Annotated in this window: 24 protein-coding genes; 8 read left to right on the top strand and 16 right to left on the bottom strand. The window is 63.4% G+C overall.

The window, feature by feature from the left end:
- Positions 1 to 17: 17 nt before the first annotated feature.
- From K420_RS0117365 to xseA, 5 genes are all read right to left on the bottom strand, one after another.
- Complete coding sequence (locus tag K420_RS0117365; RefSeq protein WP_051453230.1) at positions 18 to 509, bottom strand: BLUF domain-containing protein; 492 nt, start codon at positions 507 to 509, stop codon at positions 18 to 20.
- 111 nt (positions 510 to 620) lie between these two features.
- A complete protein-coding gene (locus tag K420_RS0117360) occupies positions 621 to 2,285 on the bottom strand; it encodes an ABC-F family ATP-binding cassette domain-containing protein (RefSeq protein ID WP_027459169.1) in 1,665 nt (554 codons plus the stop codon).
- Entirely contained in the window at positions 2,282 to 2,767 is a 486-nt protein-coding gene (locus K420_RS0117355) for a hypothetical protein (RefSeq protein WP_027459168.1), read from the bottom strand. The genes K420_RS0117360 and K420_RS0117355 overlap by 4 nt, the downstream gene beginning before the upstream one ends.
- A gap of 188 nt (positions 2,768 to 2,955) precedes the next feature.
- Complete coding sequence (locus K420_RS0117350) at positions 2,956 to 3,540, bottom strand: superoxide dismutase (RefSeq protein ID WP_027459167.1); 585 nt, start codon at positions 3,538 to 3,540, stop codon at positions 2,956 to 2,958.
- A gap of 38 nt (positions 3,541 to 3,578) precedes the next feature.
- Entirely contained in the window at positions 3,579 to 4,925 is a 1,347-nt protein-coding gene (gene xseA / locus K420_RS0117345) for an exodeoxyribonuclease VII large subunit (RefSeq protein ID WP_027459166.1), read from the bottom strand.
- Between the two features lie 284 nt (positions 4,926 to 5,209).
- Between xseA and K420_RS0117340 the strand changes: the two genes are divergently transcribed.
- The 8 genes from K420_RS0117340 (at position 5,210) to K420_RS0117305 (ending at position 12,272) form a co-directional block, all read left to right on the top strand.
- Positions 5,210 to 5,815, top strand: a complete 606-nt coding sequence (locus K420_RS0117340; protein ID WP_027459165.1) for a MotA/TolQ/ExbB proton channel family protein — start codon at positions 5,210 to 5,212, stop codon at positions 5,813 to 5,815.
- A gap of 3 nt (positions 5,816 to 5,818) precedes the next feature.
- Complete coding sequence (locus K420_RS0117335; protein WP_027459164.1) at positions 5,819 to 6,232, top strand: ExbD/TolR family protein; 414 nt, start codon at positions 5,819 to 5,821, stop codon at positions 6,230 to 6,232.
- Positions 6,232 to 7,233: a tetraacyldisaccharide 4'-kinase gene (gene lpxK / locus K420_RS0117330; protein ID WP_027459163.1), complete on the top strand. Its 1,002-nt coding sequence runs from the start codon at positions 6,232 to 6,234 to the stop codon at positions 7,231 to 7,233. Before K420_RS0117335 ends, lpxK begins: the two co-directional genes overlap by 1 nt.
- Positions 7,214 to 7,390, top strand: a complete 177-nt coding sequence (locus K420_RS0117325) for a Trm112 family protein (protein ID WP_027459162.1) — start codon at positions 7,214 to 7,216, stop codon at positions 7,388 to 7,390. Before lpxK ends, K420_RS0117325 begins: the two co-directional genes overlap by 20 nt.
- Positions 7,391 to 7,393: 3 nt before the next feature.
- The gene (gene kdsB, locus K420_RS0117320) at positions 7,394 to 8,179 is read left to right on the top strand and encodes a 3-deoxy-manno-octulosonate cytidylyltransferase (protein ID WP_027459161.1); all 786 of its coding nucleotides are present in this window, start codon (positions 7,394 to 7,396) and stop codon (positions 8,177 to 8,179) included.
- 86 nt (positions 8,180 to 8,265) lie between these two features.
- Complete coding sequence (adk, locus tag K420_RS0117315) at positions 8,266 to 8,919, top strand: adenylate kinase (RefSeq protein WP_027459160.1); 654 nt, start codon at positions 8,266 to 8,268, stop codon at positions 8,917 to 8,919.
- 11 nt (positions 8,920 to 8,930) lie between these two features.
- Positions 8,931 to 10,190, top strand: coding sequence for a 6-phosphofructokinase (locus K420_RS0117310; protein WP_027459159.1), 1,260 nt, complete (start codon positions 8,931 to 8,933; stop codon positions 10,188 to 10,190).
- 27 nt (positions 10,191 to 10,217) lie between these two features.
- Complete coding sequence (locus K420_RS0117305) at positions 10,218 to 12,272, top strand: sodium-translocating pyrophosphatase (protein ID WP_027459158.1); 2,055 nt, start codon at positions 10,218 to 10,220, stop codon at positions 12,270 to 12,272.
- 126 nt (positions 12,273 to 12,398) lie between these two features.
- Here K420_RS0117305 and K420_RS0117300 read toward each other — a convergent pair whose 3' ends face one another.
- The 11 genes from K420_RS0117300 to nifJ form a co-directional block, all read right to left on the bottom strand.
- Positions 12,399 to 13,094, bottom strand: a complete 696-nt coding sequence (locus K420_RS0117300; RefSeq protein ID WP_027459157.1) for a Crp/Fnr family transcriptional regulator — start codon at positions 13,092 to 13,094, stop codon at positions 12,399 to 12,401.
- 75 nt (positions 13,095 to 13,169) lie between these two features.
- A complete protein-coding gene (locus K420_RS0117295) occupies positions 13,170 to 15,008 on the bottom strand; it encodes a nitric oxide reductase activation protein NorD (protein WP_027459156.1) in 1,839 nt (612 codons plus the stop codon).
- Positions 15,009 to 15,011: 3 nt separating this feature from the next.
- A complete protein-coding gene (locus K420_RS19440) occupies positions 15,012 to 16,055 on the bottom strand; it encodes a 4Fe-4S binding protein (protein WP_035855021.1) in 1,044 nt (347 codons plus the stop codon).
- The gene (locus K420_RS0117285) at positions 16,052 to 16,471 is read right to left on the bottom strand and encodes a cytochrome c oxidase subunit III (RefSeq protein WP_027459155.1); all 420 of its coding nucleotides are present in this window, start codon (positions 16,469 to 16,471) and stop codon (positions 16,052 to 16,054) included. The genes K420_RS19440 and K420_RS0117285 overlap by 4 nt, the downstream gene beginning before the upstream one ends.
- Entirely contained in the window at positions 16,452 to 17,234 is a 783-nt protein-coding gene (locus tag K420_RS0117280) for a CbbQ/NirQ/NorQ/GpvN family protein (protein WP_027459154.1), read from the bottom strand. Before K420_RS0117280 ends, K420_RS0117285 begins: the two co-directional genes overlap by 20 nt.
- On the bottom strand, positions 17,231 to 17,491 hold the full coding sequence (locus tag K420_RS0117275; protein WP_332308178.1) for a cytochrome C oxidase subunit IV family protein: 261 nt from the start codon (positions 17,489 to 17,491) through the stop codon (positions 17,231 to 17,233). The genes K420_RS0117280 and K420_RS0117275 overlap by 4 nt, the downstream gene beginning before the upstream one ends.
- An 8-nt stretch (positions 17,492 to 17,499) precedes the next feature.
- The gene (locus K420_RS0117270; protein WP_027459152.1) at positions 17,500 to 18,096 is read right to left on the bottom strand and encodes a cytochrome c oxidase subunit 3 family protein; all 597 of its coding nucleotides are present in this window, start codon (positions 18,094 to 18,096) and stop codon (positions 17,500 to 17,502) included.
- Positions 18,097 to 18,204: 108 nt separating this feature from the next.
- Entirely contained in the window at positions 18,205 to 19,578 is a 1,374-nt protein-coding gene (locus tag K420_RS0117265) for a cbb3-type cytochrome c oxidase subunit I (protein WP_027459151.1), read from the bottom strand.
- A 19-nt stretch (positions 19,579 to 19,597) separates the two neighbouring features.
- Positions 19,598 to 20,026, bottom strand: coding sequence for a c-type cytochrome (locus tag K420_RS0117260; protein ID WP_027459150.1), 429 nt, complete (start codon positions 20,024 to 20,026; stop codon positions 19,598 to 19,600).
- A gap of 159 nt (positions 20,027 to 20,185) precedes the next feature.
- Positions 20,186 to 21,196 carry a dihydroorotate dehydrogenase-like protein gene (locus K420_RS0117255; RefSeq protein ID WP_027459149.1) on the bottom strand — a complete coding sequence of 337 codons (1,011 nt, stop codon included), beginning with the start codon at positions 21,194 to 21,196 and terminating at the stop codon, positions 20,186 to 20,188.
- A complete protein-coding gene (nifJ, locus tag K420_RS19435; RefSeq protein WP_035855008.1) occupies positions 21,189 to 24,782 on the bottom strand; it encodes a pyruvate:ferredoxin (flavodoxin) oxidoreductase in 3,594 nt (1,197 codons plus the stop codon). The genes K420_RS0117255 and nifJ overlap by 8 nt, the downstream gene beginning before the upstream one ends.
- Positions 24,783 to 24,865: the final 83 nt, after the last annotated feature.

Raw genomic sequence — 24,865 nt, 5'->3', positions numbered from 1 at the left:
GCTGGGCTACCTTGCCATCAGTTGTTGTCGCGGAACAGTGTTAGCAATTCCATGGCCTGCCCGGCCTTGGCACCCAGCTGTTCGGCGTTGAAACCATTGGCGAAGAGCGGGGCAAAAGCCGGGTGCGCATCGGCGTCCAGGCGGGTAACCCGATGAAATCCCATATGCCATTTTTCGAAATGTCGTTCACTGATCTCCTCCCGTGAGAGCAGGAAAATGTGATGGTGGCGTGGATCGGCGCAAATCCGGTTGTAGGCCGCATCGACTGCCTCGGCCGGACCTTCGAGCACCTGCATGAAGTTGCCAAAGGAATACAGCAGCATCCCCGTCACCTGCTGCCCCGCGTTGTGGTGGGAGGATGATTCGAGAATCTTGTCCAGTTCGGCATCGGACAATTCCTGTTTTGCCGAACTGACGTAAATCAGTTGAATGAGCATGACTGAATGATCTACCTGCCGTTGGCCTTGGTTTTCGAGGTCAGCTGGATATTCTGACGGGTCGCCAATCATATCAAATATGGTGACCGGTCTGCCCTGAATCGCCAAAATCTCGGAATTCGCGCGAATCTGCCGCTCCGGAAACTGAACGGTCGTGCCCCGGCGTGACGTATCGGCGGTCGTTCAAGCTCCCGCTGTTGCGGTTTCGCGCGAGCGCTTCGCTTCTTCCAGCAAGTAGCGCTGGTAGTCGTCGAGATCGCCGTCGAAGGGGCCGACGCCGCCGCGCGACACCAGCCAGAACTCGTCGCACACCGAGCGGAGCAGGGCGCGGTCGTGGCTGACCAGCATCACCGTGCCTTCGAACTCGTTGAGGGCGACGCTGAGTGCTTCGCGGGTGGCGAGGTCGAGGTGGTTGGTCGGTTCGTCGAGCAGCAGCAGGTTGGGGCGCTGCCAGACCAGCATGCACAGCACCAGCCGGGCTTTTTCGCCGCCGCTCATGGTGCCGACCGCCTGCTTGACCATGTCGCCGCTGAAATTGAAGGTGCCGAGGAAGTTGCGGAGTTCCTGCTCGCGCCCCGGCAGGTTGCGGATGCCGGCGGCCAGCGCTTCCTTGGCGAGGCGGGTCATGTGTTCGAGCGGCGTGTCCTGCGGGCGCAGCACGTCGAGTTCCTGCTGCGCGAAATATCCGATGTTCAGGCCCTTGCCCACAGTGACTTCACCACCCAGCGGTTGCAGCGCCTGGGCGATGGTCTTGACCAGCGTCGACTTGCCCTGGCCGTTGGCGCCGAGGATGCCGATACGCTGGCCGGCCATCACCGAGCGGTTGATACCGCGCACGATGACGGTCGGCGGCGTGCCGGCCGGTGCATCGTCCGGCGGTGGATAGCCGATGGCGGTATCGACCATCGACAGCATCGGGTTGGGCAGGTTTTGCGGCTCCTGGAACTCGAAGCTGAATTCGGCATCGGCCAGCACCGGCGCGATCTTTTCCATGCGCTCCAGTGCCTTGACCCGGCTCTGCGCCTGCTTGGCCTTGCTGGCCTTGGCCTTGAAGCGGTTGATGAAGGACTGCAGGTGGGCGATCTTCTCGGCCTGGCGGGCGGCGGTGGCTTGCTGCAGCACGATCTGCTCGGCGCGCATGTCCTCGAACTTGCTGTAATTGCCGCCATAGCGCACCAGCTTGGCGTTGTCGATGTGCAGCGTGACGCCGGTTATGGCATCGAGGAACTCGCGGTCGTGGCTGATCATGACCAAGGTGCCTTGGTAGCGCTTTAGCCAGGCTTCGAGCCAGACGAGGGCGTCCATGTCAAGGTGGTTGGTCGGCTCGTCGAGCAGCAGGATGTCGGACGGGCACATCAGGGCGCGCGCCAGTTGCAGGCGCATGCGCCAGCCACCGGAGAAGCTGTTGACCGGGTTGTGCAGTTCCGACACCTTGAAGCCGAGGCCGAGGATCAGGGCCTGGGCGCGGGCTTCGGCGTCGTGCTCGCCGGCATCGTTGAGCGCCATGTAGGCTTCGGCCATGCGCATGCCGTCGTCGCTTTCCTCGGCGGCCTTCACCTCGTTGCGGGCAGCGAGCAGCGGCGTGTCGCCGTCGATGACGAAATCGGTCGCGCTTTGCTCGGTCTCCGGCATGTCCTGCGCCACCTGGCCCATGCGCCACTGCTTCGGGATCGAATAGTCGCCGCCGTCTTCGTGCAGGGTGCCGTTGAGCAACGCGAAGAGTGTCGATTTGCCAGCGCCGTTGCGCCCGACCAGGCCGACCTTCTCGCCCGGGTTGATGGTGACGGACGCCTTGTCGAGCAGGATTTTCGAACTGCGGCGCAGCGTGACGTTCTTCAGGATGATCATCGCTGGCGTGCTTTCGGCATCGGTTTGCGCTGACGCTGGCCGGGGCGGGCCTGGGTGCTTTCCGGCTTGGGCTTGGGAACCAGCAGATTCTTGGCGCGTCCGGCGGCTGCGGCGCGATGGGCGAGGATGGCTGCGCGCAGTTGTTCCGGAGCCAGGTTGATGAGCGGGCCATCGGCGGATGTCGCATGCGTTCCGAGCAACCCCTTCAGTTCAAACAAGCGCTCGGCGTGTTCACCCTTGCGGGGCAGGATTTCGATCAGCTTTTCGGCGGCCGGGGTCAGTGCTATCCCGCCGCCCGCTTCCTGCAGCAGGCCACGCGTGCCGAGCCGGGCAAAGGCTTCGCTGAGTTTTTCCTCGCCGGGAATGTTCCCGTTGACCAAATCGAGCGCTGCAACGATTTCAACTAATTCGGCCGGCCGCCGTTTGGCGGCGAGGGCGGTGGAAAACAGGAGAAGGACGTCGACATCGAGGACGGGGGGCATGGTTGGCCTTTGCAAAATGGGGGGTGGGGAGGGCGTGAGGCCGGTGATCCAGCGGCCGGCAGTTTAGTCCAAAAGACGGGGCATAGCCGGCCGGACGATGGAAAAAAGAGGGCAAAAAAACACTGGGGAGCGCGAGGCTCCCCAGTGTTGTCAGGAACCGGTTCGTTCCCGGTGGGCTTGACTGACGATCAGGCGAAGTTGGCTTCGACGAAGGACCAGTTGACCAGGTTGTTCAGGAAGGTCTCGACGAACTTCGGACGCAGGTTGCGGTAGTCGATGTAGTAGGCGTGTTCCCAGACGTCGACGCAGAGCAGGGCCTTGTCGCCGGTGGTTAGCGGGGTGCCGGCGGCGCCCATGTTGACGATGTCGACCGTGCCGTCGGCCTTCTTGACCAGCCAGGTCCAGCCGGAACCGAAGTTGCCGACGGCGGAGGTCTGGAAGGCGGTCTTGAAGGCGTCGAAGGAACCCCACTTGGCGTCGATGGCGGCCGCCAGGGCGCCAGTCGGCGCACCGCCACCGTTCGGCTTCATGCAGTTCCAGAAGAAGGTGTGGTTCCAGACCTGGGCTGCGTTGTTATAAACGCCGCCGGCCGGGGCCTTCTTGACGATGGCTTCGAGGTCGAGGTTCTCGTACTCGGTGCCCTTGATCAGGTTGTTCAGGTTGGTGACGTAGGCCTGGTGATGCTTGCTGTAGTGATAGTCGAAGGTCTCGGCCGACATGTGCGGGGCAAGCGCGTCCTTGGCGTACGGCAGTTGGGGCAGTTGATGTTCCATTGTTTTCTCCGTTGTATTTGAGGGGTGAAACGAAAATTCTAGTCAGCTTCCGGCGGGGCGACAACTTGCCTGACGGTGGCCGTCGCCGAACCCCGGTGGAAACTCACGGCCAGATCGTCGCCCGGGTGCAGTGCCGCAGCATCACGCACGGCACGTCCATCAGGGCCGATGACCAGTGCGTAGCCGCGTTGTAGCACGGCATGTGGGTCAAGTTGCTTGAGACCGCCGACCAGGGCATTTAGTTTCCCGTTGCAGGCAGAAATTTGCCCGGCGGTTTCCTTGCCCAGCCGGTAAGCCGCGTGTTCCAGCCGGCTGGCCAGCCGGTCGAGCCGGGGGCGAGCCGCCATTTGCCGCTGCTGGAGGGCGTTGGCGAGCAGTTGTGCGCGGTCGCGCTTGGCCCGCAGGGCGCGTTGCAGTTGCAGGCCGAGAGCAGTCACCTCCTGCTGACGCTGGCGCAGTCTTTCGGCCGGATGGATCAGGCGGGTGCCCAGCCAGTCAAGGCGCTGCAGGCGGTCGGCCAGGGCGCGCTCGCTGCGCCGTTGCAACTGTTCGTGCAGGCGATCGAGTCGGTCGACCAGGCTGTCGCGGTCGGGGCTGACCAGTTCGGCCGCGGCGGTCGGCGTCGGGGCGCGCAGGTCGGCGGCAAAATCGGCGATGGTGAAATCGGTTTCGTGGCCGACGCCGGCAATGACCGGAATGGCCGAGGCGCGAATGGCGCGGGCGACGCACTCCTCGTTGAACGACCACAGATCCTCGATGCTGCCACCGCCCCGGCACAGGATGATGGCGTCACACCCGCTCACACTTGCCTGGCCAAGCGCCTCGGCGATCCGGTTGGCTGCACCGTCGCCTTGGACCGCGGTCGGGAAGATGCTGAGGCGCAGGTGCGGAGCCCGCCGGTGCAGCGTGGTCAGCACGTCGCGCAGGGCGGCGGCCTGCAGGCTGCTGACAATGGCAACATGGCGCGGAAATTCAGGTAGCGGTCGCTTGACTTCGGCGGCAAACAGGCCTTCGGCTTCGAGCTGCGCCTTGAGCCTGAGAAAGCGTTCGAACAGGTCGCCCTGGCCGGCCCGGCGAATCGCCTCGACATTGAGCTGGAACTCGCCGCGCGGCTCATAAAAGGAAACCAGTGCCCGGGCTTCGATCTTCTGGCCGTTTTCCAGCCGCCAGCCGAGCAATTGGGCCCGGCTGCGCCACATCACGCAGCGCACCTGGGCACTGCTGTCCTTGAGCGAGAAATAGACGTGGCCGGAGGTGGCGTAGGTCAGGTTGGATATCTCGCCGCCGATCCAGGTCAGCGGGAAAGCGGATTCCAGGCAGTCACGCACCAGGCGGTTCAGGCTGGATACGCTGAGGACGGCATTCGGTGGGGGCGGTGGAGACATTGCCGGATTGTAACCCGGTGCGCTTTTCGGTGCGCCACGGTTGACAGTTTGGTAATTATATAAGTGGTTGATTTTTAATGATCTAAACGAGGTGCCTCGTTTTTTGGCAGGGTAGGGAAATTCCTTTGCTGCTTGGGAGTTAGCGCATCTGATGACAAGCGATTCACAGACTTATCCACAGCTTTTGGGGATAAGCCGCCGGAAGCCCGGAATTTGGTGGCTTGCCCTGTGGCGGGGCGCGGTGCAGAATTGCGGGCTAAATTTCCACCAAGGATGCGCACAAAGTGATTGAAATCGTAAAGGCGGCCGGTTGGCCGATCTGGCCGTTGTTGCTGGCTTCCGTCATCTCCGTTGCCCTAATCATCGAGCGTCTGGTTGCCCTGCGCCGCAGCAAGGTGGTGCCGGCCGGCCTGTTGCAGCGCGCCGTCGGCGAATTCAAGCGTGGCGCTGACAACGGGAAGCTGCTCGAGGAGCTCGAACGTCATTCACCGCTCGGTCGCGTCCTGTCCTCCGGTCTGCGCAACGTCAATGCATCGCGTGAAATCATGAAGGAGTCGATCGAGGAGTGCGGCAACGCTGTTTCCCATGAACTGAACCGCTACCTGACAACGCTCGGCACCATCGCATCGATCAGCCCGCTGATGGGCCTGTTCGGGACCGTCGTCGGGATGATCGAGATCTTCGGTTCGCAGGCGCCCGGTACCGGTAATCCGCAGCAACTGGCACACGGTATTTCCATCGCCCTGTACAACACCGGCTTTGGCATTTTCATCGCTATCCCGAGCTTGATTTTCTGGCGGCACTTCCGTGCGCTGGTGGATGGATTCATCGTCGAGATGGAGCAGCAGGCCATCCGCCTCGTCGAATACATGCACGGCGAGCGGAATTAAGCAATGAACTTCCAGCGCGGACGCAGCCGGGAAGAGCCGGAAATCAACCTGATTCCCATGATCGACGTGTTGCTCGTCATCATCATTTTCCTGATGCTGACGACCACCTATTCCAAGTTTTCCGGTCTGGAAATCAACCTGCCGACGGCTGATGCCAGCAAGCCGGCCGAGCAGCCGAACGAGGTCGATGTGGCTGTGACGGCCAGCGGCCAGATCCTGGTCAACAAGTCGCCGCTTGCGGCCAGCGACGTCAAGAGCATCGCCGACGGCCTGCGCCGGGCGGCGGGTAGCCGAGAGGATCCGCTGATCGTGATCAACGCCGACGCCAAGGCGACCCACCAGAGCGTGGTTGATGTGATGCAGGCGGCGCAGACGGCGGGTTATCCGCACATTTCCTTCGCCACCCAGAACCGTTGATGTTTGCACGCTGGCTACAGCGGCAATGGTTTGAACGACGCCGGCTGACGCCGGCGTTGTGGCTTCTTGCTCCCCTCGCCGGGCTTTATGCCAGCTTGAGCGGCCTCAATCGCTGGCTGGCCAGGCCCCGGCATTTGGCGGTGCCGGTCGTTGTGGTCGGCAACATTACCGTCGGTGGCGCCGGAAAAACCCCTCTGACACTCTGGCTGGCCGAGCAGTTGCGGACGCACGGCTGGCACCCCGGCATTGTCAGCCGTGGCTACGGCCGGAGCGACGATACAGTACGCCCCGTGCTGGCGGACTCGCCGCCCGAAACAGTAGGCGACGAACCGCTGCTGCTCGCCCGGCGCAGTGGCGTGCCCGTGTGGGTCGGCCGGCGGCGGGGCGAGGCTGGTGTTGCCTTGCTTGCGGCGCACCCTGAGGTCGATGTCATCCTTTGCGATGATGGCCTGCAGCACTACGCGCTGGCTCGCGATGTCGAGATTGCCGTATTTGACGCACGCGGCATCGGCAATGGCTGGCGCCTGCCGGTCGGGCCGTTGCGCGAATCACCGGCACGATTGGCGACGGTCGATGCCGTCGTGGCGAACGGCCTGACCCCGGGGGGGCTGCCCTGTGCCCGGCCGGTCTTTCCGATGCGTTTGCAACCCGGTTCCTTCTATCGCCTGGATGATCCCGGCCAGACTTGCACGGCCGACAGCTTGCGTCAGCGCGGCCGCTTGCACGCCCTGGCCGGTATCGGCAACCCGCAACGTTTTTTTGCCACGCTGGCCGGGCTGGGCCTCGTTTGCGAAACCCATCCGTTTCCCGATCATTACCGCTATACCACCGCCGATCTGGCTTTCGCGCGGGATGGCGTGCTGCTGATGACGGAGAAGGATGCAGTAAAATGCGCGCATCTGTCCTTGGGCGAGGCTTGGGTTTTGCCCGTCGAGGCCGAGTTGTCCTCGGCCCTTATTGATCTCATTGTGGAGAAACTGCGTGGACGCACGGCTGCTTGATATTCTGGTCTGCCCGATTTGCAAGGGCAATCTCGAACACCGCAAGGCGGAAAAGGAGCTGGTCTGCAAGCCCTGCAAGCTGGCCTTCCCGATCCGCGACGATATCCCGATCATGCTCGAGGACGAAGCGCGCCAACTGTCGCCGGACGAGCAGTAAGCGATGTCCGGGCTGTCGTTCAAGGTCGTCATTCCGGCCCGCTACGCGTCGACCCGCCTGCCGGCCAAACCGCTGCTCGACCTCGGCGGCAAGCCGATGGTCGTCCGGGTAGCCGAACGGGCCCGCTTGTCCGGTGCCGATGAAATCTGGGTGGCGACCGATCACCCGGCAGTCCGGGCGGCGGCTGAAGCCCACGAAGTGGCGGCATTGATGACCCGTGGCGATCATCCGACCGGTACCGACCGCCTGGCCGAGGTCGTCGAGCAGCGCGGCTGGAGCAGCGACACCATTATCGTCAATGTGCAGGGTGACGAGCCGCTGATTGAACCGGCCGTCATCCTGCAGACGGCGCGCCAGCTGGCCGCCAGTGGTGCCGATATCGCCACGGTGGCGCATCCGATTACCGATGCCGCCGAGTTCTTCAATCCGAACGTGGTCAAGGTCGTTTGCCGGGCCGATGGTGATGCCGCCTATTTTTCGCGGGCACCGATTCCCTATGCCCGCGATCATTTTGCCCGTGAAGGCGGTGGTGAGACCTTGCCAGCCAACTTTCCGGCCTATCGTCATGTCGGGCTGTATGCCTACCGCGCCAGTTTCCTGAAGGCCTACGCCGGCTTGTCCGTGGCGCCTACCGAGCACTTCGAGTCGCTCGAACAGTTGCGTGCCCTGTGGCATGGTTACCGGATCAGCGTAGCCCTGATCGAGGCCGCGCCGGCGCCCGGCGTCGACACGCCGGAGGATGCCGAGCGGATGCGCAAACTGTTTGACCGTGCCGGAAATAGCGAGTAATTTTCAAGCTCCACCCAACGCCCGCCACGACGGGCGAAAACAAGAATTACGAACCAGAACCGAATCAAAAACCAGAGGGACTATTCATGAAGTTGATTTTGTTGGGCGCACCCGGCGCCGGTAAGGGAACGCAGGCTACTTTCATTTGCAAGCAGTTCGGCATCCCGCAGATTTCCACCGGCGACATGCTGCGCGCCCAGGTCAAGGCCGGCACCCCGCTGGGTCTGGAAGCCAAGAAGCACATGGATGCAGGCGGCCTGGTGCCGGATGCGGTCATCATCGGCATGGTCAAGGAACGCCTGACCCAGGACGATTGCAAAAATGGCTATCTGTTCGACGGCTTCCCGCGCACCATCCCGCAGGCCCAGGCCATGAAGGATGCCGGCGTGCCGATCGAGTTCGTCCTCGAAATCGACGTGCCGGACAGCGACATCATCGAGCGCATGGCTGGCCGTCGTGCGCACCTGCCGTCCGGTCGCACCTATCACGTCAAGTTCAATCCGCCGAAGGTCGAGGGCAAGGACGATGTGACCGGTGAAGATCTGGTCCAGCGCGACGACGACAAGGAAGAAACTGTCAAGAAGCGCCTCGAGATCTACCATTCGCAAACCAAGCCGCTGGTCGATTTCTACAGCAAATGGGCGGCGGAAGGCGATGCCAAGGCACCGAAGGTGCGCAAGATTGCCGGTGTCGGCAATGTCGATGCCATCACCAAGAGTGTGTTCGACGCACTGAAATAAAGGAGTAGAAAATGGCGGTGAAGAATGCCTTCTACGCACAGTCAGGGGGCGTTACCGCCGTCATCAACTCGACGGCGTGCGGCCTGATCCAGGAAGCACGCCGGCATCCCGACAAGATCGGGAAAGTCTATGCCGGGCGCGATGGCATCATCGGCGCCCTGACTGAAGATCTGATCGATACCAGCCTCGAATCCGATGCGGATATCGCCCGCCTGCGCCACACACCGGGCGGCGCCTTCGGGTCCTGTCGTTACAAGCTGAAAAGTCTGGAGCAGCACCGGGCGCAATACGAGCGCCTGATCGAAGTGTTCAAGGCCCACGACATCGGCTACTTCTTCTACAACGGCGGCAACGATTCGATGGATACCGCCTGGAAGGTCTCGCAGATCGCCGAGAAGATGGGCTATCCGGTGGTCTGCGTCGGCGTGCCGAAGACCGTCGATAACGATCTGCCGCATACCGACTGCTGCCCGGGTTTCGGTTCGGTCGCCAAATATGTCGCCACGTCGATCCGCGAGGCCGGCTACGACGTCGCCTCGATGGCCCGCACCTCGACCAAGATTTTCGTGCTGGAAGTGATGGGTCGTCACGCCGGTTGGATCACTGCGGCTTGCGGCCTGGCTTCCGAACATGCCGGCGAGCCGCCGCACATCCTGCTGTTCCCGGAAGTGCCCTTCGATCCGGAACGTTTTCTGGCCCGTGTCGACGACTGCGTCAAACAGTACGGCTACTGCACGGTAGCCGTGTCGGAAGGCTTGTCGGACGCTGATGGCAAGCTGATCGCCGAATCCGGCACCAAGGATGCCTTCGGACATTCTCAGCTGGGCGGTGTCGGCCAGGTCGTTGCGCAATTGATCAAGGACAAGCTGGGCTACAAGTATCACTGGGCGCTGGCCGACTACCTGCAGCGCGCTGCCCGCCATCTGGCTTCGAAGACCGACATTGAGCAGGCGCATGCGCTGGGTGTCGCCGCTGTCGATCTGGCGCTGCAGGGCAAGAATGCCGTGATGGCGACCATCGAGCGTCTGGCCGACAAACCGTATCGCTGGCAGATCGGCCATGCACCGCTGGCCGAAATTGCCAACGTCGAACGCAAGATGCCGCCGGAGTTCATCTCGCCGGATGGCTTCCACATCACCGAGGCCTGCCGAACCTACCTGCAGCCCTTGATTGCCGGGGAGGAGCCGCCGCCCTATCGCGACGGCCTGCCGGATTACATCCGCTTGAAGAATATCGCGGTGCCGAAGAAGCTGGAGGCATTCGCCGTCTGATTTTTTGTAAGCCACAGAGGGGGAGTCATGAGTACAGCGTTGTTACTGGCGCTCGGTTGCGCCGTGTTGGCAGTCCTGTATGGCTGGATTTCCAGCCAGCAGATCCTCGCGTTGCCGGCCGGCAACGAGCGCATGCAGCAGATCGCCAAAGCGGTGCAGGAGGGGGCGGCGGCCTACCTGAGCCGACAGTACAAGACCATCGCGATCGTCGGCGTCATCCTCTTCCTCGTTATCGGCCTAGTGCCCAAGCTGGGCTGGCTGACGGCCTTTGGCTTCCTGATCGGGGCTGTCCTTTCCGGGGCGGCCGGTTTCATCGGCATGAACGTTTCGGTACGCGCCAATGTGCGTACCGCCGAAGCGGCCCGCGGCGGTATCGCCCCGGCACTTGCCGTGGCGTTCAAGGGCGGTGCGATCACCGGCATGTTGGTTGTCGGTCTCGGCCTGCTGGGGGTGGCTGGTTACTACGCCTTCCTCAAGGCGACGGTGGGTGGCGCTGACCTGCATCACGTCATCGAGCCGCTGGTCGGCCTGGCTTTCGGCTCCTCGCTGATCTCCATCTTCGCTCGTCTCGGTGGCGGCATTTTCACCAAGGGTGCCGACGTTGGTGCCGATCTGGTCGGTAAGGTCGAGGCCGGCATCCCCGAGGATGATCCGCGCAACCCGGCGGTCATTGCCGATAACGTCGGCGACAACGTCGGCGACTGCGCTGGCATGGCGGCCGACTTGTTCGAGACCTATGCCGTGACGGTGGTCGCCACCATGGTGCTGGCGGCGCTGACCATCAAGCAGTTTGCCGGCCTGGGTGAAAACCTCGTGCTCTACCCGCTGGCCCTGGGCGCGGTGTCGATCATCGCGTCGATCGTCGGCTGCATGTTCGTCAAGACCTCGGAAGGCGGCAAGATCATGGGGGCGCTCTATCGCGGCCTGATCGTGGCCGGCGTGCTCGCCCTCGCTGCCTACTACCCGGTGACCTCGTGGCTGATTGGTGCCGGCGATCCGGCGGCCAAGATCACGACCGCCTCGATGTTCGGCTGCTCCGTCGTCGGCCTGGTACTGACCGCTGCCCTGGTCTGGATCACCGAGTACTACACCGGCACCGACTACGCGCCGGTCAAGCATGTGGCTTCCTCCTGCCAGACCGGTCACGCGACCAACATCATTGCCGGTATCGGCGTGTCGATGAAGGCCTGCGCCCTGCCGGTGATTTCCGTCTGTATCGCGATCTACGCAGCCTTCGCCATGGGCGGCCTGTTCGGCATCGCGATCGCGGCGACGTCCATGCTGTCGATGGCCGGTATTGTGGTCGCGCTCGATGCCTACGGTCCGATCACCGACAATGCCGGGGGGATTGCCGAGATGGCCGAACTGCCGAAGGAGGTGCGCAATGTCACCGATCCGCTCGATGCCGTCGGCAACACGACCAAGGCCGTGACCAAGGGCTATGCCATCGGTTCAGCCGGCCTGGCCGCGCTGGTCCTTTTCGCCGACTACACGCACGGCCTGGAAGCGGCCGGTCTGACCGGCATTACTTTCGATTTGTCGAACCACATGGTGATCATCGGCCTCTTCATTGGCGGCCTGATTCCCTACCTGTTCGGGGCGATGGCCATGGAAGCGGTCGGTCGTTCGGCCGGCGCCGTGGTCATGGAGGTGCGCCGCCAGTTCAAGGAAATTCCGGGCATCATGGAAGGGACGGCCAAGCCGGATTATTCCCGCGCTGTCGATATGCTGACCGTCGCGGCGATCAAGGAAATGATGATTCCCTCGATCCTGCCGGTCGCGGTGCCCATCGTCGTCGGCTTGGCGCTTGGCCCGCAGGCCCTCGGCGGTCTGCTGGTCGGTACCATCGTCACCGGCCTGTTTGTCGCCATTTCGATGACCACCGGCGGCGGTGCCTGGGACAACGCCAAGAAGTACATCGAGGATGGCCACTTCGGCGGCAAGGGTTCCGATGCGCACAAGGCGGCCGTAACCGGCGACACCGTCGGCGATCCTTACAAGGATACGGCGGGCCCGGCAGTCAACCCGTTGATCAAGATCATCAACCTGGTCGCCTTGTTGATCGTTCCGCTGATGGCCTGAGGGGGTTCGTGCAACGGGAAAAGGCGGCCTTGGCCGCCTTTTTTCTAGTGCTGGCAACGAGATTCTCGTTTTCCGCCGCGCCCTACGGAGAGCCGGCAGGGGGAGAGACCAGACGACGGGCTGTCTTCAGCCCTCGTGCTTGCGCAGCTTGGCGACGCTGGGAATGTGAATCTTCCGCCCCTCGACCTTGATCAGGCCAAGTTCGGTCAACTCGTGCAGGATCCGCGAGAAATGTTCCTGTGTCAGGTTCAGGCGGGAGGCGATGACGCCCTTGTTCGTCGGCAGCGTGACAGAAACGTTGATCCCATCGTGATCAGATTCCGGTAGCTCACGCAGCAGGTAGCCGATGATGCGCTGCTTGCCGGAATGCAGGGAGTAGGACTCGACGTCGGTCATCAGCTGATGCAGACGCATGGCCATGCCCGCCAGCATCTTGCGGCACAGGCTGTGGTCGCGTTCCAGTTCCTCGTACACGGCAGCCTTCGAAACGTGGAGCAGCAGAGAATCGGTCAGGGCCTGGGCAAAAACAATGTACGGTTTGTCCATGAACATGATGGCTTCGCCGAAGCTCTGGCCCTGAGTCAGGATTTCGACCACCTTTTCACTGCCTTGCTGGGAGGTGAACGCCAGCTTCATCTGGCCATAGACCAGCAGGTGGAAACCGGTACAGGCATCCCCCTTGTGGAACACAATATCCCCCTTGCTGACGTGAATCTCGCGCGTTCCACGGGCGATGCGGGAGATTTCCTGCGGGGCCAGGCTGTTGAAAAGCGGAACGTGCGTCAACAGGGCTTCAATGTTGATCGGATGATTTCCGTGCATGGTCAAGTGCAGCTGGTTGAGGACGGCCGATGTTGGCATCCGATTAGTTCGAATGCAATACTTCTTTATGACTATTCACTGGCGCGTTAGTTGCACGTAAAGCAGAGGCAGACGTCGAGGCAGCTCTTCCGGCTTGCGGATGACACAAAAACCGGCCGGTCCAAACAGGTAGGGCAGGTAGGAGCCGGCCTCGCGGTCGATGGTGACGCAGAAGGGGGTCAGTCCCATGCGCCGCGCCTCATGGACGGCCATCCGGGTGTCCTCGATACCGTAACGGGAATCGTAGAGATCGAGATCGTTCGGCTTGCCGTCGGTGATGATCAGCAGCAGGCGGCGGCTGGCCGCTTGCTCCGACAGGATGTTGGCAGCCTGACGGATGGCGGCTCCCATCCGGGTGTAGTAACCGGGTTTGACGGCCAGGATGCGACCACGTGAGGCGGCGTCGTAGCGCTTGCCGAAATCCTTGAGCAGGTGAAAACGGATGTTCTGCCGGCGCAGGGAGGAAAAACCGTAGATGCCGAAGCGGTCGCCGGTCGCGGTCAGAGCTTCCGAGAACAGCAGCAGCGAATCGCGGATCACGTCAATGATGCGGTGGCTGTCCGAAATCGGCGCGTCGGTGGACATCGACAGGTCGGCCAGCAGCAGGCAGGCGAGGTCGCGCTCGCAGCGGGCCTGGGCGAGAAAGCCGCCGCTATCCGGGGTGTGGCCTGAGGCGCGGTCGGCATGGTTGCGTACGCAGGCATCGACATCCAGTTCCGGGCCATCCGGTTGCGCCTTCAGCCAGCGCCTTTGCGGGGCGAGGGCGGCGAACTGGCCGCGCAGTTTCTTGGCGGTGGCCGCCAGTTCGGCCGGCAGATCCGCCGGTTCGGCGTCGCGGGCGATCATCGGCTGGATCAGGCAATGCTTCTCCTGCATCACCGCCTTGCGGTAATCCCATTCCGGCAGCGCGATGCCGGGGCCGATCGGGGTGTCGTCCTCGGCGGCCGAGGGCAGGTCGAGATCGAACTTGACGCGCGACTTGGCGGTCTGGCCGTCGCGGGTCAGCGACAGCTGGTCGAGATCCTTGGCGGCATCCTTGGCATTCGGGTCTTCATCGTCGTCGTAGGCCCGGTTGACCCGCACGTATTCTGCCCAGGTCGGCAGGCTTTCGGCCCGGAACATGTAGAGCATCGGGTTCTTGTTCTCGGGTGTCTCGACCTGCTCGGCCTTGTGCGCCTCCTTGGCGATCTCCGGATTGCCGCTGCCTTCCGGGGGCAACTCTTCGTCCGGGTCGGCAAGGCGGCCGGCAGTTGCCTGATCGGCCGCGATCAGCCACAGCAGCACCGGCTGCGGCGGGCGGGATTTTTTGGAACTGAGCGGCGGCAGGCCATCGATGCTGCCGGGTTGGCGCATGGCCTGGCGCAGGGCGGTTTCCTGCGCGGCCTCGTCCGCCTGCATTTCCTCGGGCGGGATCCGGTTGGCGAGGTGCGCGTCGACCAGGCGTTCATAACGGGGGCGCAGGCCGGGATAGCGCTGCAGGGCGGTGAGGGCGGCCTGCTGGTTGCGGATGAACCAGGGCCGGTGGCGGGCAATGTCACAGGCAGCAATGGCCGAAAGCCACAGGTAGAGGTCGCGGTTGAGCGACTTCTCCGGGAAGGCGGCGATTTCCGGCGGCAGGCGCAGGGTTTCGGCGTCGCGCCGGGCCTGCGAGACCTTTTCGTTGCTGCCGGCGAGGCGCTGCAGCCAGTGCCGGCGGGCGCCATGCTGTTCAGCCGTGGCGGCCGCCACCTTCAGGCCGGGGTCACCGCCGAAGGCACGGAACAGGATGCCGGCCGTCTTTTCAACGTCGGCCAGTTTGACAGCGGCTTGCGGGTAATGGCCGCCCGCAGCCTTGGTGACCCAGTTGTGCCAGATTTTGCCGATGAATTCTTCCATGGGTCAGATTTTGCCTCCGGCATCCTCGTCCGTGTTTGATAGAGCTGAAAAACCGGCTTCGTTGCGCCGGGCTGCGTCATTGCTGACCCAGCGCAGGAGCTGGCCGTTCGGGTTGTCGCGATTGGTCGTCGCGCAGGCCGAGATGCATTGGCCGCATTGCGTGCAGGCGAACATCCAGCGTTTGACGTTGCGCGGTTTTAGGCGCATCGGGCAGACCGCGTCGCAGGCGCTGCCGGCGGGAATAGCCGGTAGATCACCGGCGGCATGCCGGGCCGTACGGGCCAGCGTCGTGTTGGCTGCCGTGCCGCAGCCCTTCATGCAGTTGGCGCAATCGCTCAAGCGCTGGCGGTCGAAACCGACGACCATGGCCTTCTTGTTCACGATCCAGGCAAAGCTCTGGAAGATGCCGATGGCGCAACCGTAGCGGCAGAACAGATGGCGGGCGAAGAGGAATTCGAGGGTCAGCACCGTCGTGGCGGCGCAGAGGAAGATGACCTCGCCGCGCAACAGGGTGAAGTTGAACAGGCCGTGATAGACCTGAAACGGCGGCATCAGGTAGGTCAGGCCGACGACGGACCAGGCGAAGGCGAAACCGATGGCTGCCGGCACGACGGCAAACCAGTAGCGCCAGTCGCGCGGCATTGGGGATCCGTCCGGTTCCCACGGCGGGGTCTGCTTCTTGTCCCAGACCGAATGCTTGCCGGTGGCGAAGAGCATCAGCCGGTTGATCGTCTCGACCACCGAAAAATGCGGGCAGAGCCAGCCGCAGTAGAGGCGGCCCCATTTCCAGGCAACGCCGATGATCAATCCAAGCGTACCGAGCACGGGCAGGAAGAGGTAGAGAATGATGTTGATCGCCGCCGCCTTCGGATCGCCCGTGCCGGCGATCAGTTCATCGATGCCCAGGTGCCAGGGCATGGTCAGGAAATAGGCGTGCCGCTCTGTCAGGTCGTAACGGAACAGGTCGAAGATCGGCGTGACCGTGAACAGGGCGAAGAAACCCATTTGCGCCATCATGCGGGCGCGCTGCAGGGGCGGCTTCTTCATGCCGGGTCGCGCTCGATGGCCGGGCCGATCAGCGGGTAGCGCCAAGTCTGGCCAGCCAAGGCCTTGGCCAGCGCGAAGGCGCCGAACATGACCAGGGTGGAGTGGATGCAGGTGAAATACATGATGACGACCACCCAGGTCCATTCCCAGTGCAGTCCGCCGAGGGCGATGAAAACGGCGCTGAAGACGACGATCAGGATGCCGCCCCACAGGCTGACGTAAGTCGTCTGCTTGAGGTGCTGGCGGGCCAGGGGCGGCGCGTCGTCCTTGTTGCGCAGCCAGAGCCAGATAAGGACGGCGAAGCAGACGCCGGGCACGATGAGCAGATTGCCGAGAAACAACGACTCGGCGATCACGGCCAGGTTCTGGCCGGGAATCTTCTCGTCGTAACCGGTTTCAGCGTCCGAACGTGGCATTGACGATTTCCATCAGGGCGTCGATGGTTTCCGGATCGTCGGTCAGCGTCTCGACCAGGGCGGCGCGGCAGGCAGCGGACACATCGAAGCCGGATTTGATCAGCGTCGCGGCGTATACCAGCAGGCGGGTCGAGGCGACTTCTTCCAGATCGCGGTCCTTCAGGGCGCGGAAGGCCTTGGCGATGCCGACCAGGCGCTTGGCAAGATCGGCGTCGCAGCCGGTTTCACCGATCAGGATGGACACCTCGCGCTCGGCGCTCGGGAAGTCGAAGCTCATCGACACGAAGCGCTGGCGGGTGGATGGCTTCAGGCCCTTCAGGAGGTTCTGGTAACCCGGGTTGTAGGAAACGACCAGCATGAAATTGGCCGGCGCTTCCAGCGTTTCGCCGGTACGGTCAATCGGCAGGATGCGGCGATCGTCGGCCAGCGGGTGCAGCACGACGGTCGTGTCCTTGCGTGCCTCGACCACTTCATCGAGGTAGCAGATGCCGCCCTCGCGCACGGCACGGGTCAGCGGACCGTCGCACCAGTAGGTCCCCTTGTCGGAAATCAGGTGGCGGCCGACCAGGTCGGCAGCCGTCAGGTCGTCATGGCAGGCGACGGTGTACAGCGGCAGCTTCAGGCGGGCAGCCATGTGGGCGACGAAGCGGGTCTTGCCGCAGCCGGTCGGCCCCTTGATCAACAGCGGCAGACGTTGATTGAAGGCGTGTTCGAACAGGGAAATTTCGTTGCCGGACGGTTCGTAGAAGGGCAGATCGTTCATTTAAGGGAAATCCAGTAAGCAAGCAGAATCAGGCTGGAAACGAGTATAAGCCAGCCTTCGAGCAGAATGCGCCACATCCGGGGCGCCTCACGCAGTTCCATGAAATCGAGGATGACCAGGCGGCCCTTGACGAAGGCGATGAGCAACATGGCAACGATGGCAGTAGTGCCGGCGGCGCCGACCTCGCCGAGATACCAGGTGATGACGGTGGCTATCATCAACACCAGCCAGGCCCGATGGGCGGGATTCTTCAGCATGTCCATGATCAGCGCATCACATAAACAAGAGGGAAAAGGATGATCCACAATAGATCGACCATGTGCCAGTACGCCGCACCACTCTCCAGGCCGTGCGCATCCCGGCTGGTGTAGGCCCCCTTGCGGGCCTGTACCCAGATCACCGCGAGGATCACCATGCCGAGGATGACGTGCATGAAGTGGAAGAAGGTCAGGGAGATGTAGAACATGTAGAAGGTGTTGGTCGACAGCGTGATGCCGGCGCCGAACTTGGCGGCGTACTCGATGATCTTGACGACAACGAAACCGCCGCCGCACAGGAAGCCGAGCAGGATATTGCGCGGTACCGCCGGCAGATCATCGCGGTGCGCCGCCTGCACGGCACGCACCACGAACCACGAGCCGGTGATGAGCAGGAAGGTGTTGAGCGCGCCGAGGTCGCGATTCACCGTCTGCTGGTATTCATTGAACAGCTCGACGTTCTTCGCCCGGGCGAAGGCATAGGCGGCGAAGAAGACCGCAAAGACGAGCATTTCAGAGAGGATGAAGACCCAGATGGCGAGGTCGCCGGGCAGGCGACGGGCCGCTGGGGCTTCGGAAGTCGGGAGGGAAGTGGTGTTCGACATGGGCATGATCGTAAGGGTAAGGGGGGGCGGCAAACCTTGATCTGGCCCAAATAAAAAGGGCGCGGTCCGAAGAACCGCGCCCTGTGCGCTATTTGGCAGAAACGAAGCTTACGCTTGCTTCTCCTCGCCACCTACGAAGAAGCTGGCGATATAGACGATCAGGCCGACCAGGAAGGCGACACCGGCCCATTCACGCATCCAGTAGAACAGAGCGATCTTGTCCTGGGCCACCATGAACGGCAGCGGAGCGTCGGAAACGCGCTGCAGCCAGACCTGGAGGATACCGGCGGCGGTCAGGAACAGGGTGATGAACACGATGGCGACGGTCATCAGCCAGAACGACCACATTTCCAGCACTTGCGACTTGTTGCTGTTGGCAGCACGGCCGCGCAGGATCGGCATGGCGTAGGAGATCATCATCAGGTTGACCATGGCGTAGGCGCCATAGAAAGCCATGTGGCCGTGAGCGGCGGTGATCTGGGTGCCGTGGGTGTAGTAGTTGACCGGAGCCAGGGTGTGCAGGAAGCCCCACACGCCAGCGCCCAGGAAGGACATCACGCCAGTACCCAGGGCCCACAGGACGGCGGCCTTGTTCGGGTGCTCACGACGACGACGGTTCACCATGTTGAAGGCGAACACGGTCATGGCGAAGAACGGGATCGGTTCCAGAGCGGAGAAGATGGAACCCCACCACTGCCAGTATTCCGGCGTACCGATCCAGAAGTAGTGGTGACCCGTACCGATGATGCCGGTGATCAGCGTCAGGGTGACGATGACGTACAGCCACTTTTCGATCACTTCACGGTCAACACCGGTCGTCTTGATCAGCACGAAGGCCAGGAACGAACCGAGGATCAGTTCCCATACGCCTTCCACCCAGAGGTGCACCGTCCACCACCAGAAGAACTTGTCGAGAACGACGTTCACCGGGTTGTAGAAGGAGAACAGGAAGAAGACGGCGAGGCCCCACAGGCCGAGCAGCAGCACGATCGAGATCGAGGTCTTCTTGCCCTTCAGCACCGTCAGGGTGATGTTGAACAGGAAGGCCAGGGCGACCACGACGATACCGAGCTTGGTCGGCAGCGGCTGTTCCAGGAACTCGCGACCCATGGTTTCGAGCAGGCTGTTACCAGTCAGCTCGGCCAGGGTGGCGTACGGAACGGCCAGGTAGCCGACGATGGTCAGCGCACCAGCGACCAGGAAGATCCAGAACATGGCCAGCGCGAGCTTCGGGCTGAACAGTTCAGTCTCGGATTCTTCCGGGATCATGTAGTACGCGCCGCCCATGAAGCCAAACAGCAGCCACACGATCAGCAGGTTGGTGTGGACCATGCGGGCCACGTTGAACGGGATGGCGGGGAACAGGAAGTCGCCGAGTACATACTGCAGGCCGAGGATCAGGCCGAACAGGATTTGACCGACAAACAGACCGATTGCCGCGATGAAGTAGGGTTTTGCAACCGCTTGAGATTTGTATTGCATGTTTCAGTTCTCCTCTCGATCAGCCCTGGCTGTTAGGCGGCCAGTTGGCGTCGTTGATCGAATTGACGTGCTTCAGGAAGGCCACGATGGCGTCCAGTTGCTCGTCGGTGAAGTTGAACTGCGGCATGCTGCGGCGGCCCGGGATGCCCTCTTTCGGACGAGCCTGGATGAAAGCCTTGGTGCCTTCCTCGCCGTAACGGACAACGACGTTGCCCAGTTCCGGAGCGAAGTAGGCGCCTTCACCCATCAGGGTGTGGCAACCGATACAGTTATTAACTTCCCACAGCTTCTTGCCTTCGGCGACTTGCGGCGTGATGTTCTGCCGCATGTCGCGTTTCGGAAGTTGCGAATGGGTGTCGAATGACAGCGCAAGGAACAACAGGAAGAAGAAAACCGTCCCCCCGTAGAAAATGTTCCGCGCCATCGACTTGGTGAAAGCGCCACTCATTGTTTTTCCCCCTTTCGGAAATTGTTTGGCTGGCCGATGGTATTTGTCGAAGGGGGATGCAGCTTTGATACCTGTTAAAAATGCGCTGAAAAGATCGGGCTGCCGATATCGCGTGGGAGACTGAAAAGCCCCGTGGAAACAGGGGTTTTCAGCCTTTTGTCAGTATCTGACGCCGGCCGGGGGGGTGAAGCTGTCGATGGCATTTAGATAGGCACTGCGGGCATAGGCGGCCGGGTCGGGATGGTTGCGCTGGCTCATCGACCCCTTGAGCTGTTCGATCGATGCGTACTCACGCTCGGCCAGCCAGGTTTGGAGCGCCTCCAGCATCCGGGCAATGTGGTCGGGGCCGTTGAGCAGGATGGCGCTGGCGACATGGGTCACGTCGGCGCCGGCGAGCAGCATCTTCAGCACGTCATCGGCGGAATGCACGCCACCCGAGGCAGCCAGCGTCAGCGTGGTCTGGCCGCGCAGGATGGCTATCCAGCGCATGGCGAGCAGGCCGTCGGCCGAGGTGGAAAGCTGGGCCCGGTCGATGACGCTCAGGGTGTCCAGATCGATGTCCGGCTGGAAAAAGCGGTTGAACAACGAGACACCCGCTGCCCCGGCTGCTTCCGCCTGGCGTACGAAATGCGGCAGGGAGGAGAAGAAGGGCGACAGCTTGAGGGCGATGGGCAGGCTGACCGAGGCGCGCAGCTCACTGAGCAGCGTCAGGTAACGGTCTTCGACGCTGCTTCCCGATTCCTCCGCATCGCCCGGCAGGTGCCAGGCGTTCAGTTCCAGCGCATCGGCGCCGGCCGCTTCGAGCTCGCGGCCAAGCTCGACCCAGCCGGACAGGGAGTCGCCGTTCAGGCTGGCGATGAGGGGAATGCCGAGGCGGGATTTCAGGTAGTCGATGCGCCTCAGGTAGCGGTCGAGCCGGCTGGCGTAATCGTGGCGGGCCGGCAGGTGGCCGCTCGCTTCGCCGAAGCGCTCGGGGTGGATCAGGAAGCGGTCGATCATCCGCTCGTCGTTGCGGATGTCCTCCTCGAACAGCGAATGCAGGACGATGGCGGCGGCACCGGCATCTTCCAGGTGCAGCGCGGCATCGCCGTCGCGGGTGAGCGGCGTCGAGGAAGGAACGATCGGGTTCTTCAGCGTCAGGCCGAGATAGCGGGTACTCAGGTCAGGCATCGGGCTTCTCCTCGCTTGTCGGGGTGGCCGCCGGCGCCAGCGCGGCCAGTTCGGTGTACTCGTGATGGCGCGCGCGCGCCGTATTCTCCGCCTGTTCCATCAAGGCCTTGGCTGCATCGGGATTCTGGTGTTCGAGCACGGTGAAACGCGCCTCGTGCTGGGCGAATTCGCGATAGGGAATGGAAGGGGGCGCACTATCCACCGACAGCGGATTCCGGCCCTGCTCGCGCAGGCGCGGGTCGTAGCGCAGCAGTGGCCAGTGGCCGGACTTCACGGCCAGGTCCTGCTGGCGCAGGTTGTTCGAGAGATCGACGCCGTGCGCGATGCACGGGCTGTAGGCGATGATGATCGAGACGCCGGGGTAACTCTCGGCATCGAGGAAGGCCTTCAGCGTATGGACATCCTTGGCGCCGTAGGCGACCTGCGCGACGAAGACGTTTTCGTAATCCATCGCGATGCGCGCCAGGTCCTTCTTGCGATTCGGCTTGCCGCCGGCCGCGAACTTGGCGACGGCACCGAGCGGTGTCGCCTTGGAATTCTGGCCGCCGGTGTTGGAATAGACCTCGGTGTCGAGCACCAGGATATTCACGTCCTGCCCCGAGGCCAGCACGTGGTCGAGACCGCCGAAGCCGATATCGTAGGCCCAGCCGTCGCCGCCGATGATCCAGACGCTGCGCCGGATCAGGGTGTCGGCCAGGGCGGCGAGCTGCTCGGCGGCCGGCGTGCCGAGAGCGGCGAGCGCCGCCTTCAGCGCTGCAACACGCTCGCGCTGTTCGTGAATGCACGCCTCGCTGCGTTGATCGGCCTCAAGCAAACCGGTGACCAGGGCCGGATCGAGTTGCGGGGCCAGTGCCTGCAACTGCGTACGGGCCGCCTCGGCCAGTTTGTCGGTGGCCAGGCGCAGGCCGAGGCCGAACTCGGCATTGTCCTCGAACAGCGAGTTGCTCCAGGCCGGGCCGCGGCCATGGGTGTCCTTGCAGTAGGGCGTGGTCGGCAGGTTGGCACCGTAGATCGACGAGCAGCCGGTGGCGTTGGCGATCAGCATGCGGTCGCCGAACAGTTGCGTGGCGAGTCGGATGTAGGGGGTTTCGCCGCAGCCGACGCAGGCACCGGAAAACTCGAAATAGGGCGGGAGCAGCATGGCGCCGGGCAGGGCGGTGCGCTTGGCGGCCTGCCGGTCCAGATCGGGGAGGGTCAGGAAATAGGCCCAGTTCGCCGCTTCGGGCCGGCGCAAGGGGGCCTGCGGCGCCATGTTCAGGGCCTTGTGCGAAATGTTGGACTTGTCGCGGATCGGGCAGGCTTCGACGCACAGCGTGCAGCCGGTGCAATCCTCGGGGGCGACCTGGTAGCTCATCCGGCTGCCGGCCGGGTAATCCTTGCTGCGCGCCGGCACGTGCTTGAAGGTGGCCGGTGCGCCGGCCACCGCGTCGGCCGGGAAGACCTTGGCGCGGATGGCCGAATGCGGGCAGACGAAGACACACTTGCCGCATTGCGTGCATAGCGCCTCGTCCCACACGGGAATCTGCAGCGCCAGGTTGCGTTTTTCGTAGCGCGCGGTGCCGGTCGGCCAGGTGCCGTCGGGTGGGAAGAAGGAGACGGGCAGCGCATCGCCGTGCCCGGCGATCAGCGGCAGCGTGACGCGGCGGACAAAATCGTCCACGGCAGCGGCCGGCGCGGTGGCTTCGTCGGGCGAGCTGTCGTCGGCGGGAACGGAGACAGCGTGCAGGCAGGCCAGGGTCCGGTCGATGGCGCGGTAATTGAATTCGGCGATGCGGCGCCCCTTGTGGCCATAGGTCTTCTCGACGGCGCCCTTGATCGCGGCGATGGCCTGCTCCTGCGGCAGGATGCCGGAAATGGCAAAAAAGCAGGTCTGCATCACGGTATTGATGCGTCGGCCCATGTCGGCCTCCTGCGCCACGCGGTAGGCGTCGATGACATAGAAGCGGATGCGCTTGGCTGCCATCTGCCGGCGCAGACGGGCCGGCAGGTTGTGCCAGACCTGCTCGGGGGGCAACTCGGTGTTGAGCAGGAAGACGGCTTCCGGCGCGGCGTGGACAAGCAGGTCGTGGGTGTCGAGGAAATGCGGCTGGTGGCAGGCGACGAAGCGGGCGTCGCCATCGCCGGTCAGGTAGGCCGAGCGGATCGGCTGCGGGCCGAAACGCAGGTGCGACACGGTCATCGCGCCGGACTTCTTGGAGTCGTAGACAAAGTAGCCCTGGGCGAACAGCGCGGTTTCGTCGCCGATGATCTTGATCGAATTCTTGTTGGCCGATACGGTGCCGTCCGAGCCGAGGCCGTAGAACACGGCGGCGAAGTGGGCACGGGCCGCGGCGGAGCGGAAGGCGGGGTCGAAAGGCAGCGACAGATGGGTGACATCGTCGTCGATGCCGACCGTGAAACGGCGCCGCGGCTGCGCCTCGTTCAGCGCGGCGAAGACGGCGACGACCATGGCCGGCGTGAATTCCTTGGAGGCCAGTCCGTAGCGCCCCCCGGTGACGCGTGGCGGGGTGGCGAAGCGCGGGGCGGGGCCGGCGGCGTCCTCGGCCAGGGCGACCAGCACATCCTTGAAGAGCGGTTCGCCATCGGCACCGGCTTCCTTGGTCCGGTCGAGCACGGCGATGCGACGTACGCTGGCGGGCAGCGCGGCGAGCAGAGCGGCCGGCGCCCACGGCCGGTACAGGCGCACCTTGAGCAGGCCGACCTTCTCGCCGCTGGCGACGAGGTCGTCCACCGTTTCCTGCACCGTCTCGGCCCCCGAACCCATCAGCACGATGACACGCTCGGCATCCGGCGCGCCGACATAGTCGAATAGGCGATACTGCCGGCCGGTCAGCGCGGCGAAATGGTCCATGGTTTGCTGCACGATGCCGGGGAAGGCCTCGTACCAGGGGTTCTGGGCCTCCCGGCACTGGAAGAAAGCATCTGGGTTCTGCGCTGTGCCGCGCAGCACCGGAGCTTCCGGCGACAGGGCGCGGCGGCGTTGGGCGTCGATCAGGGCCGGGTCGAACAGGGCGCGCAGGGCGTCGTCCGGCAAGGGAGTGATCTTGGCGACTTCGTGCGAAGTGCGGAAGCCGTCGAAGAAATGCAGCACCGGGATACGCCCGGCCAGCGTGGCGGCTGAGGCAATGGCCGCCATGTCCTGCGCTTCCTGCACCGAATTGGCGGCGAGCAGCGCAAAGCCGGTGGCGCGGGTGGCCATCACGTCGGAATGATCGCCGAAGATGGACAGGGCATGCGTCGCGACGGCGCGGGCGGCGACATGGAAGACGGCCGGTGTCAGTTCGCCGGCGATCTTGTACATGTTGGGGATCATCAGCAACAGGCCCTGCGAGGCCGTGAAGGTCGTAGCCAGGGCACCGGCCTGCAGCGCGCCATGCACCGTGCCGGCGGCGCCGCCCTCCGATTGCAGTTCGACGACGCTGGGGACGGTGCCCCACAGGTTGCGGCGGCCCTGAGCCGCCCATTCGTCGGATAGTTCCCCCATGCCGGAGGACGGTGTGATCGGGTAAATGGCGATCACTTCGGAAACGCGGTAGGCCACGTTGGCGACGGCTTCGTTGCCGTCGATGGTGAGCATGCAGTTCATGCGAAACCCCTGAGACGAGTGCCGGTTCTCTGCCGGCTTGCCGCTGCGCAGCGGGTGCTGCGTTGCAGCAACTCCATGATACG

Source organism: Dechloromonas agitata is5 (genome assembly GCF_000519045.1).
Classification (GTDB): Bacteria; Pseudomonadota; Gammaproteobacteria; order Burkholderiales; family Rhodocyclaceae; genus Azonexus; species Azonexus agitatus.
Note: the sequence above shows the minus strand (reverse complement) of the source record. Positions and strands in the feature narration are given on the sequence as shown.